Here is a 20,752-nt window from a genome sequence, read left to right as displayed (position 1 = left end):
ATTATATATTCAATATCAGATCTTTTGCCCACACTAATAAATTATTAAGCGTATCCACCTTTACATTTTTATAATAAAACCCTTTATATTCTGTTGGTTGCGGTTTAAATAACAAACCATCCATATTTTTAGTGCCTGTAACTTTGCTTTCAAACAGTTTTATTTTTATTCCCATAAAACGTTCCTCCCCCACATACGTATGAGGGTAATACTTATTTGTTTCTTCATCTATTGTTAACTTACAAATAAACAACAACTGAAAAATAGTAGTTTGATTGTTATGTCTTTTTCTGTGAACTCTGTTAGGGATATTAATAGTGGTGTTTGTGGCTATTATTTTACCTTTGTTATCTTCTTCTAAATTAACTTCTCCTCTTAATTCTTCTTCAGCTATTTCTTCATAACTTCCTGTTCTAGTATTAACCAAAAAAACTTTATACTGCAATTGGTCTTTAAACCACAAAAATTGGCGAAAACTTGTTTGTATGGTTACCTTACTTACATCGCTTGTAGCAAAAGAAGCACCAGCTCTACCATCTTCTCCACCTATACTAATTGCCCTTTCTGAACTTAATTTAATTTCTTTTACAAACATTGCACTGCACACCATTAAATCTAACAGTTGTTGATGACAAACACGTAAATCTTTCCAATCTTTATATTCTTCTCTATCCTTTATTAATGTGCTGCGATTTTCATACACCCTGTTGATATATTGCCAAGGAGCTTCATTATTATTTCTTGATAAAGCAACCCTATCACTTAACCAATAATGCTTAAAATATCGCTCAAGTGGTGTATCTTTAAAATAGTTTGCTAAGTACACCAAACCTATGGCTACCCCACCAATGACCCAACCGGCGGGTCCTAACACAAAGATACTCGTTGTAAACAACGCTCCTGCGCCTACCCACATAAAAGCCGCATCGTTATCGTTGTCACTAAAAGCATCAATGGCCTCCCAAAAACATACAGCTGCTGTAAATCCTGCTCCTACCTTATTAAAAAATTTTGCTCTATTACCAAGGCTACTAACCACCTTGCTTTCTCTATTTAATGCTACTGCGTTTATTTTTTTCACATTTAAAAAGGCTCCTGTCAACTCAGATCCAATACCCACCAAATTTGCTATACTTTTATAAGACCCTTTGTTTTCATACACCTGATAAGTTGCAGAAGATATATTTAAAATTTGCAAGTAATATAAGCCTTTAGCAAAATGAATATTGTTTAATACCCGTTGGGCTCCTTGCACTTGAGCTTTTGTTTTTTTTGCAGGTATTTTTGCTGGTACATTTAAGGTGTTTTTTCCTTTGGGGTTATACTCATTTACCAAATATATTTCTTCTACGTCTAATATTTTAGCTATTCGATGTCCTTTTTTAAAGTCTACCAACTTTACACTTTCATCTAAAGTGGCTCCATTTTGTTTTAATAAAGCCTCAAGAGTTCTTGTTCGTGTTTGAAAAACTGGTTTGCCTTTATGCGTAAGCACCTTGAGTCTATCAAAAGTAAGGTTTAAGTTTATTTTTTTTGCATTACTAAGCCCTACATAAGCTTCTAAACCATTACTAACATGTCCTGCTACTTTGTTAGCTAAATCAGTTAACAAACTGTTATTTAAAACATTTTCATTTTCATCAAAAAAATCGAGATTTAACTCTTTTTCTAAAACTTCGTGTACTTTTTTATTACTCCCTTTTACGTATTTTATGTAGAATTCTTTAGCTTCTTTGTTTTTATTTTTCAGTTCTCCTTTGTAGTTATCACGATGTTTTTTTAAGTCTAGATAATGATCTATACCCCCTGGAGCAATACTTAATAAACGCATATGAGATGTAGTAATATGCTTTCCTTCTAACAGTCCTATAAAACCATTTTCATTAAAATCTTCAAAATATTGCGTATAATAATCACTACCTAAAATAATTGTAAAATCGTGTCGATAACTCACAATTGATTCACGTATTTTTTTACGTTCTTTTACAGCTAGTATGTCTATTAATTTTTGTTGCAAGATACCATTGCCATCCCAATATATCATTGGAGTTGCCCCAATGTTTATGCCTGTAAATTTTGGTCCGCTACCACTTTCTCCTCCATCATAATCGGTAATCATTTCTTTATCATTATACACTAATTGATAGGTTGTTAATGCTGTTGCTAATAATGTAGATATTTGTTCCTCTCTTGAACCTTTCTTTATTTCTTGTTTTGGTTTTCCTTCAAGAATATCTTTTTTTATTTCAACAGGTTCTTTACCAGTACCTAACGACTCTACTAAAGCTTCTAAATCTGCTATTTTATCAGCTAACTCTACTCCTACATCATTTGCACAACCTACAGGGTCGTGCAACGTAACAAACATATCTTCAAAAACCTCATTATCTCCTTTTTCATCTTGCTTCTTTTCATCTGATAATATTGAATCTAGCATTTTTTCAAGTGCACCTGCCCTTGGATGATTACCAGGAAACGTTGCTCTTACGTTTGTAAATGGTATAACATTTTCATGTTTTTCTTCTTCTCCTTTTTTTATACCACTACAGTCTATCAACTTCATACGTTCTTTACGCTTATTAGCATCCGTATTCAGCTCATTATGATAATCTCTACTCCATTGTACAGGAGAGTATGCTACCCAATATTTTTTTCCTGGTTCTATTATTAACTTATATTCACTCTTGTCTCCAGATGGTTTTCGAATATCTTTATAGTTTCCTTTTTCATCTTTGTTGTATGCCCATATAATATGCTGTAGCTGTCCACTTTCATCAACATATAGTTCGTGGTAATCGTCTTGATCTTCATCGTTAATTAGATAAATATATCCTTTATTTAGAGCAGTTCGGGCTACATAAAAATTATTAATTTGAGGCAATTCTTTTAGTGACAACACCTCTACTTCTTCTAACTCAAGCGTACTGTTTTCTGCTGCATTTGTATTCTGGGTATTAGAATTACAAGTAGCTACATTTTTACATACTGCTTTATCATCTTGTATTAAAACACCTTTGGTTATTCTCGGATCGTTATATTTAGGTGCATTTACATCTTCTTCTGTTTGGTTTTCTGAATTCCTATCAAATAAACCATAACGTAAAAAATGTAAACGAATACCCGGTTTTAAAGCTTCTTTTTCTGGACTCTTTACAGGTTCCGTAACACCACCTCCTGTACATTCAAAAAAATACCTAGCAACTACCTCATTATATTCTGTTAGTTGGTTTTTTTCTAAAATATCGTTAGCCATTTTTTAATTTTTGTTTTTAAAAAGTACTTTAAGATGTTTTCCTCTTTCAAAATATTTTATTCTGAAAATAAATTTGTTTTTGCATAAAACATCGTAATTGTAAATATTCGAAGTAAAGTGAGATTTGTTCTTTTTTGCCAACTCTAAGCTTTTAGAAAATGAATTATAATTTAATAATGTATCTTCTAAATATATGTTAGATAAAGTATCATTTACTGATTCAATTTTATACTCCTCTTTTTTTATCTCCGTATTCGTAAATTTTGATATAATACTTTCTATATCTCCTTTTTCCTTATCTATTATAAACTTAAATATTAAGTTCTCTCTATCATTGGGGTTTGCATTTTCAACAGGCCTTAAAAGCTCATAATCAAAAAAGCTTGATTCTATTTCTTCTTTAGTTACTGAAGCTTTATTAACTACATTTTTAGCTGACTTATCCGCCATTGCACTTCCCGATATAATCTTCTCTTGGACTTTCTTTTTTTGTTTTAGTTTTCTATTTTTTATGTCATCATAAACATAATTAAATATGCTTTCTATTTGATCAGAGTTGCCTTTAAAGTTAAATACATAATCTGCATAATAATCATTTATTGTAACATGTTTTATTTCAAAAGTTGAGTTTTTATTTTTTACTTCCCTCTCACTTAAAAGATATACCCAAAAAGCAGTTGAAAGTAACAAAAGAGACAGTACGATTTTTATTGACTTCTTTTTTTTAATAAAAAAAAGAATGAAAATTACAACAATAACAACTAGAGAAAGAAAAATTAAATTCATGATTCCGAAGGTTTAATATCTACAAACACTGTAAAAGGTCTATACTTTTCAGGATTATTTACATTTTTAAAATGTTGTAAACAGAACATTGCCACCAAACCTGGCACCCATTGCTTAGCCATACCATTAGCTCCTCCATCTTCCCATCCTGCTCCAAAAGTATCAAGAAATATCACCCTATCTATTTCAACTTTTACTTCATTGGTCTTTTCATTTTTTAACACTCTATATTTTGCCAAACAACCTTGAATACCTCCAATAAATGTTGCTGCTTCATTCATATTTGGGTTTAATGATGATGATACTCCATAGTAAGGAAGTGAAGTTTTTATTTTATAAGATGTATTCTTTGTAGAATCATTATCTATAACACCATCTTTATTATATTTCTCTTTAAGTTCCTTTTTTAAAGATGACAAAAAAGACTTAAACCTTTTTGAATCACGTATTTCTTTTGAAGGGTTTGAATTTTGATTAAATTCAAAATCTTTTCCTCCTCCAGAAAAAAAGTGATTAGCTAATTGTATTCCATTTTCTCCAAAACCATCTTCCAGATCAGAAAACAACCAAAGAGTAACTTTCATTTCTGCTTTTAAATATGCTTCTGGGTAAGATTTTGTTAACTTCACATTAAAAATATCATGATCTGACATCCCATTTTTCTTCATTTTAGCTTCACTGGGAACATCTGCATACTCCCAATCATATGCTCTATTTCCATTCCTATTAACAATAATTGTGTTTCCTTCTTCTATAATCCAACTACCTTTTTTAACCTCTCCTTTTTCTACTTCAACAAAACGGTCTTTTTTTTCTTCTTCAGAAGCTGGTACTATTAGATTACTAGGTGATGGTGTTGAATTACACGCTTCTTTTGTATTAGAATTTGAATTACTACCTTCATTATTGGTACTTTCCTTTTCTTCCGAAGCATCTTCAACTTCCCAAGTAACTTCTACTTTTTTATCTTGTACCGTACCTGTTAGTTCAACCACTTCTTCTTCATTTGTGGTTGTACTACCATTTTCATCAGTAGTTTCAACAGGTTTCTTTACTTTAAACGTAATACTTTCTCCATCTGGTATATTATACACATAAGCTCGAAGTGTTACTTCTTTTAACACTTTTGACTTCCGTATTATATTCTTCTCTTTTAGCCATTGTAAGTTATAAATTCGCGGTTCTCCTTGCTCTTCTTCTTTTAGCTTTTCTTGATTTTCTTCCGCTTCTTTTATTTTACTATTGTGAGCTAACCTATCCACAATACTAATTTTTGGAAATGGTATCTTGTTTACAGGCATATTAACTGAAGGAACTGGCGCAGCACTACCCACTATAATATTAGCTTCTCCTGCTGTTATTGTTCCTCCGTGGGCTGTTAGGTCTCCCAAACATGCTACAGGTTTTCCATTAATTAAAATATTAGGAAACCCTTGTGCTATGGTATCTGGTGGTCCTACACAGGTACACATACTACCTATGGTGGCTACGGGTTTACCATTGGCTAATACATTTGTTTCTCCTTGTGCTATTGGTCCTCCAACATGAGGAGTGGTTCCACTACACATAGGACATACATGCATACTACCTACTGTTGCTACTGGTCCTGGCATATGTTTTAGTTTTTAAAAAGATTACATTATATCAAACTTACCGCTTGCTCCTTGTACAACAGTCATTTGCCCTTGTACTTTTGTTTGTTGTCCTTTTAACTCGGCTGCCGCTTGACCTTCAATAGTTGTGTTTTGCCCTTTAATAGTAGCTTTACTACTTGCTTCAATGGCTACATTTGCACTACTTGTAATACTAGCGTCTTTATCTGCCTGAGCTTTAATTGCTCCTTGAGATAAAATTGAAGTGTCTTTTTCTGATGCTGTTTTTATTTCTCCTTTTGCTTGTAGTTCGATATTTTCTTCAGCAATTATTTTTACATTTTTTGCAGAAAACTCCATAGTTTCAGCAGACTGAACAAACAATGATTTTTCTTTAGTATCAAAGGTTATGATACTTCCGTCTTTGTCTTTTATGGTTATTTTCTCTTTATCTTTTGTGTCATCTAACTCAATAGTGTGTCCACCTCGCGTAATAATACTCTTTCTTACATTTTCTTCATCTCCACCTGCTCCATTTTTACCTGTAAACATACTTCCCATTACAAAGGGACGGTTAGGGTCGTTATGCTCAAAACCTACCATTACTTGGTCTCCTACTTCTGGAATAAAAACAAAACCTCTATTAGTTTTAGTAAGATCACTGCTCCCTGCATCTGGGGTCATTACACGAATAAAATCTGTTTTTGCTCCAATAGCTTCTTGCCAGTAAAACTGAACTTGTACACGCCCTTTACTTTCTGGGTCTTTATTACTTACTACTTTTGCTACTTGATTATTAGCTACAGCTGGTGCTATATTTTCGTTTAATGGTAAGCTTTTTGTGTTTGCTGGAATTGCCTCAAAAGTATTAGAATATGCTCCTCCTACATCTGCAAAGTGGCTTATTTGTGTTATAATATATTCTCCATACTGTTTTACAGTATATTTTCCTTCGTCATACTTTGCTGCACTTACTTTAATTACGCTCCCTAAACTTAGTCCTTTCGCTCCTCCACTTGCTTTAAGCACATTACCTCCTGCACTTAACCCTTGTAATCGTTTTTGTAAATACTCATCTAATGATGATTTGTCTTGTAAAAACACATCACTTACACCAAAGTCTTTTACTTCTTTATAAACTTGTTCTGATGCTTTAAGTGCTGTATTTGCTAAATCGTTTAATCCTTCGTTAGTTACTTTTAAATCTCCTTCAAAAAACTGATCATTTAATGAATCGTAACTATAAGTTGCTAAAGTAGGATTATACGTTTTCGTTTTTATTTGTAGCTCTTTTAAGTCTTTACTGTATTCTAGCTCTATTGGTTTTTGACCTTGTGATTCTGGCTTTCCAAAAATAACGTCTACTCCATCAAAATAAAACCATTCATTATACTGATATGCTAATCTTTGTAGGTACTTATAATCGCTCTCTGCGTATTGGCATTGGTAAGGAATTACTGAAGTGTATGCTGGATTAATCTTGTTTTTTATAGCGGTAGTATCCATGATCTCTGAAATAATACTTGCCAAATCTTTTTCTAGCCAAGATTTCTGTTGTTTTCCATTTTCTAGTAAAACTGTTTGAGATAATCCTTTAAGTATTAATTCACCGTGTAAACCTATTTCATTATGGCGCATTGACACATCTAACACAACACCTATAAATGCTTTACCAGAAACGTTAGTTGTTAATTGTTTTCCTAACCATTCTTTTGATTTTTCCAAGGTGTAACTTCCTGCTTCTTCTACAGTTTCTATGTCTACCACGACTTCAAAAGTATGGTGCTGGTATAAGAATTGGTTTATTGTAATTGTTTTATAGCTCTTTACAAAATTACCATCTATAGTAATTTGTTTATCTAATGCTTCTTCTTTTATCTTATGCATGGGGGTATTTTTTCTTTGTTAGAATAATTTTCAATGCTATTTTTTAAACAAAAAAAGACCTTCCTTTGTAATAAAGAGAAGGTCTTTAATAAATAAATTATATAAAACTAAATGTTATTTAGTCCTTCTCATTAAGCTACTGGCCAACGGTTATCTAAGTTTGCGTTACCAATTAATAATTCTTCAGCTGAGAAAGTAACTGTTAATTTCATTGGAATTTCGTTGTTTACATCTAATTCTTCTTTGAAGTAAACGATGTAAGCGTTTTTAAATTCTACTTCTTTCATTTTTGAATCTTCATCTGTTTTCTTGAAAACAATTTTTCCATCTACAGACTTAAACTGGCTATTTACCATTGCCTCGATAACAGAAGTATCTGATGTAGATTCAATAGTTAAAGTAACTCTTCCTCCGTTTACACTTGAAGATGGCTTACCTTTTGTGTCTGTGTTTCTGTTTAAGCTGTACTCAGCTTCTAATACGTCGAATTCTTTTCCTGCGAATTCGAAACTTGCTCTAAATGATCCCATAGTTTCTTTTTTTTGGGTTTAATAATTAATTTTAAAATACTTTTTAGAGCTTTCTCAATAAAAAAAGAGAAAGCTTTAAACAATATAAAACCTTCTCTTTTTTTATTTTTGGCGCCATTCTAAAAGAAGAAAGAAGATAACAAATATTGCCTTGTGTGGTGTAAATTTATACTATAGTTTTCTTACTACCAAATTTTTATGTAAATAAATTGTTACTTTTCTTAAAGTATTTTCTCAAGAAACCTTAACAATCTTAGCTAAACAAAGACTACTACTGATTAAATTGACTTTACGCTCTTTAAAATTATTGGGCTTTTGAAAAGTGTTTTATTTTAAACCCCATATTTTCATATAAAGTAATGAGTTTATCTTTATCATTATAATCTTTAATATCTTTTACTTTCCAACTAACTTTTTCTTTTGTGGCTTTATCAATCAAGTTAAATAAATGCATCATTGCAACTTCTTCGAAGCCCTTGTTTTTTCCATTTCTATCTTGTAAAAAAACTTCTTTACTTCTCATTTTGTCCCACATCTTCACCCATAACCCAGATTCTTTAACTGGAGGCGTGTTCATAGTATCAATATCAAAAACTTCTATTTCGTTTTCTTTAGAGTTTATTGCTACTAACACTTCTACACCTTTATTAGTTGTTTCTATTACACATTTTACTTCTTCACCTACTCGTTCATCTAATAAATACTTAACTTTTTTTAAACGGTTTCTTTCTAGCTCTATTCCTTGTTCTTTCTTTTTTAATTCTTTTAATTTTTTTCTAAATATCAGTTTAAAAATCATACATATAAATTTAATTGAAAAACTGCTACTAACACGTTTATAATTATAATGAAGAAAGAGTTGTATTAAATTTTAATTTGGTTACTACCATATTGTAATTTTATAGTAGCTCTTTTTTCTTCTTCAAAATATAAGAATGTTAGATTTATTCTTCTTTTTAGCAGTTACACAAAAGTAGTAAGTTTTTTATATTGACTGACAGCAATTACTAATAATATACTTGTGTAAAATTAAAAAATGTTCGAGTTTAGTTGTCTACCCTTTAGTTAAGTGAGTAATAAAATAATACACCTATTTTGTACCTAAATAAGTATTTTAGAATTTTTATAAAAAGTTACCCTAACTTACTTTAAAGCAAAGGTCATACTATGCAATAGTACAATTAACCAGCTGCCCCCATACCTTCCAATAAAATCTCTCCCTCTTTTGTTTTAATAAAATAAAAAATCAATGTGCTTTCACTAGAATATTCTTCTCCATCACCTATAATCTTAATCATATAATTATAATAAACGGGTAATAGGTTACAGTCAACATCATCTTCTTTTATTTCAAAGGTTGGCTTAGCATCATTTTTTAAAGCCTGTTCAAAAAGTTCATTGGGAAACTTTTCAAATGTTTCTATGTAATTTTCAGATAAGTATTCAGACATATCCTTTTTTAAATATTCTTTACTAAATTTTAGCAAAAGAGAAGATATTTTTACACTATCCTTACTTTGAAAACAATCTGAATTATTCTTATTTGTTTTTCTTTCGATAGAACTTTCTATTTCAACTTGTTTTGAAGTTTTAACTTCTATACTCTCTTTTCCTTTCTTTCCACAAGAAAAAAATGTAAAAATCAAAATTAACAATAGGAGTTTCATAATATATTTATCTTGTTGTTTTAAATGAACCATCTGCATTTACAGTCATTTCTTTAAGCTTTTTTTCTTCATCTGTGACTTTATAATTTTTGGGTTTTGATATCGATTTTTCTTTACCAATAGTCACAGTACCATACCTAATCTGTTGTTCTCCTGAACTCTTACCTCCTTGATTCCCTCCTAAATAAACATACTTATTCTTTTTTGTGTTTTTACCAACTATAAAAGCTGTATGGGAATACTTTAATGTTATTACTGCTCCATAAAAAGCTTCGCATTATTCTCCATTCTCCCAATTTTTTGGTGTCCAATCAAAGGCTAATGAATTATAACTTCCTCCTTTACTTTCATTAGTTCCTTTATAGTTTTTAGTTTGTTCAAAGCACCAATTTACAAAAGAAGCACACCATGATACTACATCTGTCCACTCTGTTTTCTTTCCGTAATGCGACTTCCCTAATGTTGTACTTTTATGATAATAATCTTTGATTCGTTCTTTTAATGGTGATTTATTTTCATTTATACCTTTAAAGGTTTCATATTCTTGTTCTGCAAACTCCATCCAGGGAGCTCTTTGTTGTTTCCCCAACTCAAACCATTTACCATCTATATCAAGCCAATACTTAGGAGTAGTTCTTTTATCTGGTTCTCCGTTTTTATCAGGATTTCTTCCATTATACACTACCTTTATATCATTAGGAGTGTGGGCATCAACTAATAAGTGCATAAATGCCTTTTTATCCTTAAGCTTATCTAACTCTTCTTTTTCTCTTCTGGTATCTTTATCCCCTAAGATTATTTTAAAAATTGCCCAATCTTTAAAATCAGTTTTGTTGGTTATTTTATTATCTTTTGCATAAGCTCCAACTACTGCTTCAGCTTCTGTAGTTGTACCTTTATCATGCTGTAACATTAAACCTTTTTCTTTAGTTTCTAGTTTTGTCTTCTCCCCTTTTCCTTGCTTTACATTTAGCCTAACTTTTTTATTTGCTAAGTTTAATGTTTTTACAACTACATAAACTTCATCACCTAAATTTGCTGACTTTAACTTTTTAAAAGTCACTTTATTTCCTGTTTTTTCTTTTTTAGGTTGTGAGCCAATATTTAGAGTTTTTCCCACATAAATTGTATTGCTGATTAAGTCATTGTCTGCTTTTATTTTTGCTATTTTACTTAATGAATCCTGAACTACTAATTTTATAAGTCTCTTTTTCTTTTTTTACTTTTGGAGTATCTCTTTCACCTATTATTTCTCCTTCTTCATCTAAGAACAGCCAATTTTCTTCTATTTTATCTATTATTATCTCAGATAATTTATCATTAAATATAAAATCGTACTTTAAAACCAATTCAAAACTAAAACGATTATAAACAATTAAATAATCTATTTGTTCTCCATCGTGGTTAAATATGTTTAACTGAAAACTAACTCCTGGAATATCATTTTCTCCATAATATTGGACAAAACTTCCTATGGTAATGTAATCATCTTTTACCTGTTTAAAGAAAGGATAGTACTTTTTCTCTGTTATATTATAAAAAAAGTTACCGTTATCATGTTCTGTTTTATTACTATTAAAAAAAGAATGAACACATTTATCATAAATATTTAAGCTATCTTTTTTTAAAAAGTACCCTGAATCATCCTCTCTTGTATAATTTCTTATACTTTTTTCTAGTTTAATTTTACTATAGTTAGGTATACTCCCAATACATTTTTGAAAATCATTCTTCTTTTTATCTATATTTATTATAGAGTCATTTTCAATAGTAGCATTTATATTATCAGGTGATTTTAAATTTGTTTGTCCTTCTCCTAATTTACAATTAATAAAAAAATGCAGTATTATTATATAAAATGATATGTATTTATATTTAAACAACAATTTTATACTCTATATTTCTATAAACTTTCCTGAAGAGTTAATTTCATACATTTTTTTTATTTCAGATTTAAGATCTCTTCCCTTAAACTTCTTTTTACAAACTGATATTTTAAAGTCTTCAGTAACTTTAAAATCAGTAATAATTCTCTTAGACTCCTCTTCCATTTCTTCATAATACTGGTAAACCGATATGTAGTCTACTAATTCAGTATTTTTAAACGACAATAGTAAATAATGATTATTATCTCCGCACTCATCTGATAAGATAGCAAGAGTGAATTTTTCATTTTTAGGTAGAAAATACAATGACTTACTATCTGTATTACATAGTTTTTTTATTAGAACTTCATCAAAATCACAATTATATTCAACTGACTCAATATCGTTTTCAATTAATAAGGTCATTAGCTCATCACCCCCCTTAATAGGAAGTGGTAAGAACCTATTTGTAATTTCAAAACAATTACTTTCATACTTTTTTTCGTTTTTTATTAAGTCATTCTCTTCTATTTTTGGCTTAACTATTTGTTTTGAGGTAGACGTATTATTTTTACAAGATAATACTAATAATATTGAGAGGATTAAAAATGTAATTCGTTTCATTGTTACTTTTTTAAGTAGTTTTTAACTTATCTCTCCTCTTCAAAACTTCCTTCTTCAATTAGTTTATTAGTTGTAATTTCAAAGTCTCTGTAAACTACTTTTACCTTATCGCCTTCTTCTGAAAAAACTCTTTGTGACTTAATATTAGAATTAAAAAAATAAAACCACCATGTATTCTTAGGCAAACCACTACTACTTACACCTTTTCCCTTCGCTATTATTTTTTTTCCATCATCAAAAATCTCAATACTATCATTATACTCTATAATATTATCATTCTCATAATAAAATATTTCAGGAATGGTATCTTCATAAGGCACATACCAACTCCCTTCTTTTATTCCTTTCTTATAATTTCCTACTTTATATAATCCAATATCTGCATCTCCATAATAAAACCAAGTACCTTCATAACTAGAACTTAAAGGTGTAGCCCCTTCAATATTTCGAAGTCTCCCTTTTGATAAAAGCTTATTACTTTTTATGATAAAATGTTTAGCCTCAAATAGAGTATCATTTATTCTTGAAGAAACTCTACAAATATTTGCTCTTTCTCTATCAGAAAACAACCATTCATCCCCATAAATATTGTCTGTTTTAAAGAAAAGGGTATCATTTTTTATATTTTCTCTAGTTGAGAAACTTTTATTATTTTGTTTACATGAGATAAAAACTATCAAAAGTAGTATTATTAAACTACTTTTTCTCTTTAATGAACTTTTTGTCATAGTCTTGAATCATAATGTCTTTTTATATTTATCACAGCAATTAATTTCATCATGAGCGGAAGATTAAAGCCATCAATCAAAGATTCTCGTTATTCTAATGATTACATTAATAGATATATTTCAATTAGAAGTTTTTCATTTTCTCTCCATTTTATCCACCCTCTATCTTTGTCTTCGTTTTCTACTTCAATCCAGTCTCCCTGAGTTTCATTTATAACAAAATCATTTTCTGATTTAACTGGTAATTTAATTGAGCTAGAATTAGGTTTTTCTCTTAAAGGGTTTTTACCCCAATCCATATTTTCTATCCCTACTGTTTCTATTAAAAAGTTTTCCCAAGAAATAAATTCAAAATCTCTTTCTTGAACAAAAAAATATTTCGAATTCGCTGATAAAATCTTATACGTTTTATTAATTTTTTCGACACATACCGTATAAAAAATATTATAATCTGGTTTAAAAAAGATTGGAATAATCGATTTAGGCTTATAAATACTTTCTTTTTGAAAAGAACTATTAATACTATTTTTAAAAAACAAAGTATCTTTCTTAGTCTTAACTAATCCTATACCTAGTTTTGAAGTTCTATTATAATATTCTGGTAATTTATAATTTCCATTTTCAGAAGTTAAAACTTGTTTCTCATCTACAACTTCTTTAGTTTTAAGATTTTCTCTTGATATTTTTTCCTTTACATTTCTTTTACAAGAAAATATAATGATTAAGATTAATATTATTTTTATGTATTTCATTTCTATCCTTCAAACTCCCCACAATCATGAATCTCTAGCTTTTTTAAGTTCTTTTTAATTATATAAAATTTATTGATTTGAAAGTTATCTATTTCTTGAAAACTTGCATCTAACTGAACACCATAAATCGGGACTTCTTCTATTTTAGTTATAAATAATCTTATTTTTTTGTTTTCTTGAATAAAGAATATCTCATAAGCTCTTCCTTTTTTAACTATACCTTCAACCTTAAAAACTTTCTCCTCCGAATCTTCACAAATATTAGTTAAGGTTAATTCCTTATAATTAAATTTAATATTAGCTATATCACAAGAATAACAAGCTCCTGAAACATCATACGAATATTTTTTCAAAACCTCATTCTCTTCCTCATTAAAGGATAGTCCTATCATATCCTTGTTCAAGACCTCTTTAATATCAAACTCTAGTTTTTTTTGTATTTCTTGTATTCCCTAAAATGTCTTTCTCTGTATTACTTTTGGAGTCATTTCTATCTACATTTACTAATTGTATTTCTTTCTTTCCTTGTACTATATCATTACCCTCTTTTGTTGTTATTTTACAATTTGTAAGACTTATAAATAGTAACAGAATAATTAATTTAGTGTATTTCATATTGAAATCTATTTTAGTTTTTTACTAATCTAAAATATTCAAGACTCTAACTCCTCTCCTAGTTGGAAACTTCTACTTCTGCTTTATTTTCATGAAACATTCCATCATCTTTTAACATTATTTCTCTTCTTATAAATATAGATTCATCCTCCATTGAATTATAACTATAAACAATAATATTATTAGAATCTATTGTAAAACACTCATGATAAGAAACATCTTCTAACCCAATCCCAGATGTAACCAACCTTACTCTATCTATTAATTTATTCTGAATGTTATTATAAGTGAGTAATTCTAAATTGTAACCTATAGGACTAATGTCTCCTTCTATAGTTTCATCAAATATTTTATTTAACAGTATAAAAAAGTCAATCTCTTTATAATTAGATTTTACTCTTTCATATAGATAGTTTTCTGAAAAAAAAGTCCTTTTAATGTCTTCATCTTTATTTTCTAACAAAAAATAATAATAAGAAGGCTGATACTTTTTAGTTGAACTATTTATTTTTTCTATTGTTGTTTTATATAATAATCTATCTTCATCAGGACTTAGAACATTTAAACTATCAGTATTTAATTGAATATAGTATTCAATATTTTTAATAGTATTTTGCTCTTCTACAATATCTTTATCACAGTTATTTTCAAAAATTTTATTTTCTATAAACTTTACTTTATAAGCAAAACTTTTATTATCACTTTTCTTTACTTCCTCTTTATTAGCGTTCCCTTTATCTTCTTTTTTATTTACACTGGTAGTACATTGTGTTAAAAAAAGAAACGATAGAATAAATATACTTTTCATCATTTTTTATATTTTATTTTAAGCCCTTGAATATGTAAGTGATCTTTATGATGTTTATCTGACTTACAATGATTCAAATCTTTATTTTCATGTGTTTTATTTGATAGATTTTTAATGGTATCCCCCCATCCAAACTTATGTAAAGCATCTAAAAAAGTATTTTGTCTTTCAATATCTAAATCTTTATTATTTACATAAATTACTGGAATTTTATTACCTTTTGAATCTTTATCTATTTTAGCCCTTTTCTTATCTTTTCTTAAATATTTAAAATCCATATTAAACCCATTAAAATGGCTAACACTATAAGCTCCCGTACCATCTGTTGCAACTGAACCATTAGAAACAACATCTACATAATTAACCTCTGCCAACGCTCCAATTAAAGTAGCAAAAGCCTCTGGATTGAAATACTCTCTTGAAGTATCTTCATATAAAGCAAAATTGATATTTTTTGAATCTGAGTATTTAAAAACCTTCGGGCTACCTTTAAAAGGGGTTATTAATGGGTTTTTTAAATTTCCATCTTTTTTATAATAACGAGTTCTTGCTCCTATTGTCACTTTTTTCCATTCTCCTCCTTTCTTTGTTTTCCACTCATGTTTTGTCCCATCAACCCATCTTTGAGACTCAATAACATCAAAATTCCCTAAACTATGTTTACCTCCATCTTTATCATAATAGACATAGCTCACTTCTTTTAATCCTTTAAAGTCCAGCTTACTTATTTCTCCAGTATGGTAAATATTTATGGTATTCTGATATACTAACTCAAACCAATTTCCTTCTCCATAATACCAGTAGTTCGGACGGTTATCAAAAATTTCCTCATATTTTACTTCAAACCAATTTTGATTTGCAGACTCTGCATCTACAACCATAAACAGCTTCGTTTTTTTATCTGTTGTTTTATTTAGAGCTTCTCTGTATTTTTTCTGATCTTTCTCATCCTTAGGTGATAGTGTAACTGCGTCTATTGCGAAGTTTCTAAAATCTTCGGCATTTGATATGTTCTTTTTATTTTGCTCTGCAAATCTGCTTACATACGTTTCAATAACATTAGCTTTTTTACCATCTTGTTGTAAAACAATAGAACTATCCTTTTCTACTAAACAATTTTTTTCGGCTTGTTTTAAACTTAACTTTATGCGTTTATTAGCCATATTTTCGGTTTCAACTACCATATACACCTCATCTCCTAAATTAGCATTAGCTAGTTTTGTAAACTCTATTTTTGGCAGAATTAAAGGAATATCAATACAATCTCCTTTTGTATATGAGTCTTTTTTAAGTACTTCTACTATGTGAGCAACTGTTGTCTGCTGTTGCTTTTTTTGTAAACCTCCCTTAATGTTTTTATAAATAATTGTTGCTATCTTTTCCTTACGAGCTTTTGTACTTGTATTATTGCTCCCTTTGAAAGTATAACTTTCAGTTTCTCCTGTTTTCTCAGTACCTTTAATCTCTTTTTTTGCCAAATAAGCTTTTTTTACTCGTTGGGTTTTAATTTTCAGAGTATTACTTGGTTTTACGGTTAATGTTGCCATAGCTAATTAATTTTGTATTGTTTCTCTTTCTCCTTCTTGTTGAACAACTACACGTAACTTCAATTTATGTTCGCTACTAGTTACCTTAAAATCTTTTATAATATCGTTTTCTATAACCTTATCGTTATATATAAAATCTTTGGTATGGTTACTCAAATCGATATCTATTGTTTGTCCTATAGCATTTTCTGTCTTCAATACTAAGTACACTTCTTCTCCTGTATGTGGTTCTGCTTGTTTATTACCTTCAAGGTCGGTATAATAACAGGTAAAACGTGGTGTTGTATCTTCTTTAGCTTTGTATGGTGCAGCTTCTTTTATTGGTATAAAACTTTCTTGCCAGTGTTTTATATAACGTGTAGTACTTTTTTTACTCCAGCTAGAGTTATTAAAAAATCGGTAGTCTTGCATGGCAGGAGATATGGTTAAAGTAACCTGCATACCTGACTGATTACAAAACTTTTCATGGTAATTGATGAGTGTACCATCTTGAAAGTTGTATTCAAAAATTTCTAATCCGTCATAATCATCTTGATAAAAAACAATTTTACCGTCTCTTAACTGATATAAGTCAAAAGGATATGGTATTTTTTTGTTTTCGGTTCTGTCTGCGATTATCCACTCTAAAAAACTATCATCATACATTTGCGATTCAAATGTAACCGAGATGGTTCCTCCCATTAAGGCAGAGGTAGGTTTTCCGTTCCAATCAATAAGTCGATTGTAATTTAAATTTGTATTGAAAAGTTCTCGTTCTTCTCCACATACAAATAGCTTTGCTTTAACATTCATTTTTAGGCAATTTTCGGGGTTCTTCCTAACTATTAACTAGGGCAATAGTTCTAAAGGTATGAAGTACACTTCACTTCTATAACCTTCTTCTACTTTTTGCAACTTATTTTTTAAAAATAATTCTTCTAATTTATCTATTTTTTCATATTGTTGAAAATAAAACTTTTCAAAACCATTTTTTCCTACTCTTTTTCTTGGTAATTTATATATTCCTAAACAGTAATATCCTTCATGATTTAAAGGAATTCCTGATTTAAAGTAAAATAAATCTGCTATTGTTGCTTTTCTACTTAAAACATATCTATAGGCAGCTTTGTTTAATATTTTTATTTGTTTTTGGTACAATCGTTTTATTACTCTTCGCTTTTTTCTTGTAATGGGTTTTGCCATTTGAGGAAATGTGCTGCGATAATTTTCTATTAATTCTATAATTTCATCTTTATCTAAGACATAGCCTTTTTTTATTATACTATCGTTAAGTAATGATACTTTTTGGTACAATACTTCATGTAAATTGTTTCTGCTTAATTGAAAAAGACGTAAGCTGTCTGTATTTAACTCTTTATATCTTGTTTTTATCGTTGTGCTTGGTTCACTTCTTAAAACTCCTAGTTTTTTATTAAAGTAATTTAACGAGGATATAAGCTTATTATTTGTTAATGTAGATCTTTTTAAAACAGTATCTATCGCTTTTTCTAAAGATAGAGGAGTTAATGAACTTTCTATTCTTGGAAAAATAACGCCTCCATTAAAAAGGCTATTATCTGGAGCATCGTACACATAAATATTATCTTCATCAGCAGGTATCTTTTTTAGGATATTGTTTTCTACTATAATTTCATTATCCACAATAAAATTCTTGATAAATTCATTATAATATTTCCCTGTTTTATACAAAAACTCTTTGCTTCCTAATATATAATTCTGAGATCTTACACTTTGATTATTGTCTAATTGTGCAAAAATAATTTTAGGTGATTTTTTAGCTATTTTTTCAAAAAAAGTATCTTTTTGCCTTTTAATATCATTCGTGTTTTCTTTGCTTGAAGCAATGATGAAGAAATTGTTTTCAAAACGCTTATTTTCATCTGAAAAATTATCTATTACATAATTTACTGCTTTGGGAATAGACATTGTTTTTTCAACATATTCTACAGCTAAATTGTTTTGATTACTTTCTATAAAAGATTCAACAAAGCTAATCCACTCTGAAAAAGAGCTTGTTTTTTCTAATATTGCTGTTCCTTTTCTATCGACTAAAATTGCAGAAAAACTGTATTGAGCTTCAGTAGGTTCTTGAAATAAGGTTATGTATAAACTTTGTAATGAGTTCAATATTTTTTTTAGATGTTCGCTTTCCTCATTTTTAGAAATAAAATGGAAGTTTACTACCTTCGACTCCTCTTTCATAAATTTTATTTCTTTTGTATAAAAGCTATTTCCTTTTACATTAATAAGTTTATTTTTATCATGATTCCAAACATGTACTGGAGCTATCAAGTCTTTAGTAACATCTGTTTTTAAGTTTTTATATCCTGTATATAAGTATTTAGACAATACATCTTCACCTGTAAGTTGAATTGTATCTTTATTACTAACTGCCAATAAACTATCAGTGTCATTTATAACATATACTTGACTTTGTCCAATACGTGTAATTAAGTTTGATGGTATCCAACCTACTGTTTGAGAAATAGAGTCTTTTAAAACGGGTTTATCTGACACAAATACTGCTTTCCCTTTTTCATCATACTTATAAGGGTATACAATTTGATTAGACACTAACTTTTTGTTTGACTTTGTTCTAAAAAAGGGATCTTTAAACACATTTACAGAGTCTACTTCCATATATGGTTTCAAATCAAAAAGTCGTAACGTTTTATCTGTTCCTACCTTATATTTTATAGGTTTATTATTACATGTTTCTAAAAACGAATGATTATACTCTATTACATTACTTGCAGGAATCCATCCTAAATATTCTACTTGCTCTGAATCTTTAAAGTTAAACTTATCTCCATAGAACATAGAAAACAATCCTTTGGGTTTTCCTATTTGATCTGGGTTGGCTACTACTACTTCATACGAGTTTTCTTTTTCATCAATTACATACAACGGAGTAAGTAATCCTTTTTTCTTAAACTTTTCTTGCACATATGGTCCTTTATAAAAAGAGTTTTCCTCTCTATCTGAAAAGACCATTTTTAACGAAGCATCGTGCTTCGTTTTTGCTTTTTTTAGATAGTTAAACCTATCAGTTTTTACTTCTTTTACTTTCTCATATTTCCCTATAGTTTGTGATACAATAGGGAAGGAATATAGCAACAGCAAAAAAATAAAAAGTGTTATTTTTTTTTGCATTATTATCTTAGTAAACTTTGTGTTACATTTAATCTTTTGAAACATTTAATTGTATCTATTTCAACTTTATTTATAATTATTTTGCTTCTTTTCTTATTTTCTAAATAGTGTAAACCTTGGCAGTAACTAAAAAAGTCATTATACCTTCCTCCATTAACAATTACAAGTATGTCTTCTGCTTGATTACATGTATAGTTATTTTTTATATAATTTAAGTTTTTATAAAAAGTTCCTCTATCTGTAACCTTGCTATCTGCTATTGCTTGAAGTCTTTTTCTAATATCATTTTGCACAACCCCTAAAGAGTCTACTTTTTCTAATTCCTCAACTTTTTCAAATCTTGGTAAAATCTTTATATTATGAAATATTGGGTATTTTAATGTATTTGTTTGAAGTTTTACCCTGTAGTCTCCTGGTTTACTATATCTGTAAATTACTTGTTCTTCATAAGCATCAACTGTACCTGTTTCTCCAAACTCCCAATACCAGGTATTTATTCCTTTTCCCTCGGTAAAAAACACTAATTCTTCTCCTACATAACCTTCATCTACGCCATGCAATGTTACCAAAGAGTCTCTAGGTGATAGTTTTGGTAAAGAAACTATACCTATTTGTTTTGAAACAGTAAACTTATCGTTTATTTTTATTGATACTAAATACTTACCTTCTTTACGGTATTTATAATCGATATTTCCTGGTTTTACTATAGAATCTCCATTTCCCATATGCCACACCACTTTTCTTCCTTCAACTAAACTCGTATCATTTAAAAGGAAAAACAGTTTTTCACCAACTTCAAACTGGTAGTTACTATTAGATTCAGACACGTAAAAATCTAAATTACTGAGTCTTGATTTATAAGGTGCAAATATGGCCAGTATTAATACTAATAAAGCTATAAAAATTAAAGCTGATAATTTAAATTTATTAGACATATTCTTTTAT

At 29.2% G+C, this 20,752-nt stretch carries 19 protein-coding genes; all 19 read right to left on the bottom strand.

Annotation, left to right across the window (positions count from 1 at the left end):
* Position 1 precedes the first annotated feature (1 nt).
* Positions 2–3,253: a toxin VasX gene (locus AC3VJB_RS15105; RefSeq protein ID WP_437823834.1), complete on the bottom strand. Its 3,252-nt coding sequence runs from the start codon at positions 3,251–3,253 to the stop codon at positions 2–4.
* Between the two features lie 3 nt (positions 3,254–3,256).
* The gene (locus AC3VJB_RS15100) at positions 3,257–4,039 is read right to left on the bottom strand and encodes a hypothetical protein (protein ID WP_047790823.1); all 783 of its coding nucleotides are present in this window, start codon (positions 4,037–4,039) and stop codon (positions 3,257–3,259) included.
* On the bottom strand, positions 4,036–5,652 hold the full coding sequence (locus tag AC3VJB_RS15095) for a PAAR domain-containing contractile injection system baseplate protein (protein ID WP_366844455.1): 1,617 nt from the start codon (positions 5,650–5,652) through the stop codon (positions 4,036–4,038). The genes AC3VJB_RS15100 and AC3VJB_RS15095 overlap by 4 nt, the downstream gene beginning before the upstream one ends.
* 21 nt (positions 5,653–5,673) lie before the next feature.
* A complete protein-coding gene (locus tag AC3VJB_RS15090; RefSeq protein WP_159495468.1) occupies positions 5,674–7,518 on the bottom strand; it encodes a type VI secretion system Vgr family protein in 1,845 nt (614 codons plus the stop codon).
* A gap of 131 nt (positions 7,519–7,649) precedes the next feature.
* Complete coding sequence (gene tssD / locus AC3VJB_RS15085; RefSeq protein WP_073184365.1) at positions 7,650–8,048, bottom strand: type VI secretion system tube protein TssD; 399 nt, start codon at positions 8,046–8,048, stop codon at positions 7,650–7,652.
* A gap of 304 nt (positions 8,049–8,352) precedes the next feature.
* On the bottom strand, positions 8,353–8,847 hold the full coding sequence (locus tag AC3VJB_RS15080) for a hypothetical protein (protein ID WP_281980564.1): 495 nt from the start codon (positions 8,845–8,847) through the stop codon (positions 8,353–8,355).
* Positions 8,848–9,229: 382 nt separating this feature from the next.
* Positions 9,230–9,748 carry a hypothetical protein gene (locus tag AC3VJB_RS15075; protein ID WP_437823832.1) on the bottom strand — a complete coding sequence of 173 codons (519 nt, stop codon included), beginning with the start codon at positions 9,746–9,748 and terminating at the stop codon, positions 9,230–9,232.
* Positions 9,749–9,992: 244 nt separating this feature from the next.
* Entirely contained in the window at positions 9,993–10,835 is an 843-nt protein-coding gene (locus AC3VJB_RS15070; RefSeq protein WP_437823830.1) for a C40 family peptidase, read from the bottom strand.
* A gap of 49 nt (positions 10,836–10,884) precedes the next feature.
* Entirely contained in the window at positions 10,885–11,598 is a 714-nt protein-coding gene (locus AC3VJB_RS15065) for a hypothetical protein (protein WP_167712366.1), read from the bottom strand.
* Positions 11,599–11,610: 12 nt separating this feature from the next.
* Positions 11,611–12,204, bottom strand: coding sequence for a hypothetical protein (locus AC3VJB_RS15060; RefSeq protein WP_167712367.1), 594 nt, complete (start codon positions 12,202–12,204; stop codon positions 11,611–11,613).
* A 26-nt stretch (positions 12,205–12,230) separates the two neighbouring features.
* Positions 12,231–12,884 (bottom strand): hypothetical protein, encoded by a 654-nt coding sequence (locus AC3VJB_RS15055; protein WP_437823828.1) that lies wholly within the window; start codon positions 12,882–12,884, stop codon positions 12,231–12,233.
* Positions 12,885–13,033: 149 nt separating this feature from the next.
* The gene (locus AC3VJB_RS15050; protein WP_167712369.1) at positions 13,034–13,684 is read right to left on the bottom strand and encodes a hypothetical protein; all 651 of its coding nucleotides are present in this window, start codon (positions 13,682–13,684) and stop codon (positions 13,034–13,036) included.
* 2 nt (positions 13,685–13,686) lie between these two features.
* Positions 13,687–14,076, bottom strand: coding sequence for a hypothetical protein (locus AC3VJB_RS15045; RefSeq protein ID WP_437823826.1), 390 nt, complete (start codon positions 14,074–14,076; stop codon positions 13,687–13,689).
* Between the two features lie 25 nt (positions 14,077–14,101).
* The gene (locus AC3VJB_RS15040) at positions 14,102–14,299 is read right to left on the bottom strand and encodes a hypothetical protein (RefSeq protein ID WP_437823825.1); all 198 of its coding nucleotides are present in this window, start codon (positions 14,297–14,299) and stop codon (positions 14,102–14,104) included.
* Positions 14,300–14,357: 58 nt separating this feature from the next.
* Positions 14,358–15,110, bottom strand: coding sequence for a hypothetical protein (locus tag AC3VJB_RS15035; RefSeq protein WP_437823824.1), 753 nt, complete (start codon positions 15,108–15,110; stop codon positions 14,358–14,360).
* On the bottom strand, positions 15,107–16,654 hold the full coding sequence (locus AC3VJB_RS15030) for a hypothetical protein (RefSeq protein ID WP_437823822.1): 1,548 nt from the start codon (positions 16,652–16,654) through the stop codon (positions 15,107–15,109). Before AC3VJB_RS15030 ends, AC3VJB_RS15035 begins: the two co-directional genes overlap by 4 nt.
* A gap of 6 nt (positions 16,655–16,660) precedes the next feature.
* Positions 16,661–17,446: a type VI secretion system tube protein TssD gene (tssD, locus tag AC3VJB_RS15025; RefSeq protein ID WP_437823820.1), complete on the bottom strand. Its 786-nt coding sequence runs from the start codon at positions 17,444–17,446 to the stop codon at positions 16,661–16,663.
* 36 nt (positions 17,447–17,482) lie between these two features.
* A complete protein-coding gene (gene tssR, locus AC3VJB_RS15020) occupies positions 17,483–19,807 on the bottom strand; it encodes a type VI secretion system protein TssR domain-containing protein (protein ID WP_437823818.1) in 2,325 nt (774 codons plus the stop codon).
* 2 nt (positions 19,808–19,809) lie between these two features.
* Entirely contained in the window at positions 19,810–20,742 is a 933-nt protein-coding gene (locus AC3VJB_RS15015) for a PKD domain-containing protein (protein WP_047790416.1), read from the bottom strand.
* Positions 20,743–20,752 lie beyond the last annotated feature (10 nt).

It is taken from the genome of Tenacibaculum sp. TB-53, assembly GCF_059716285.2.
Note: the sequence above shows the minus strand (reverse complement) of the source record. Positions and strands in the feature narration are given on the sequence as shown.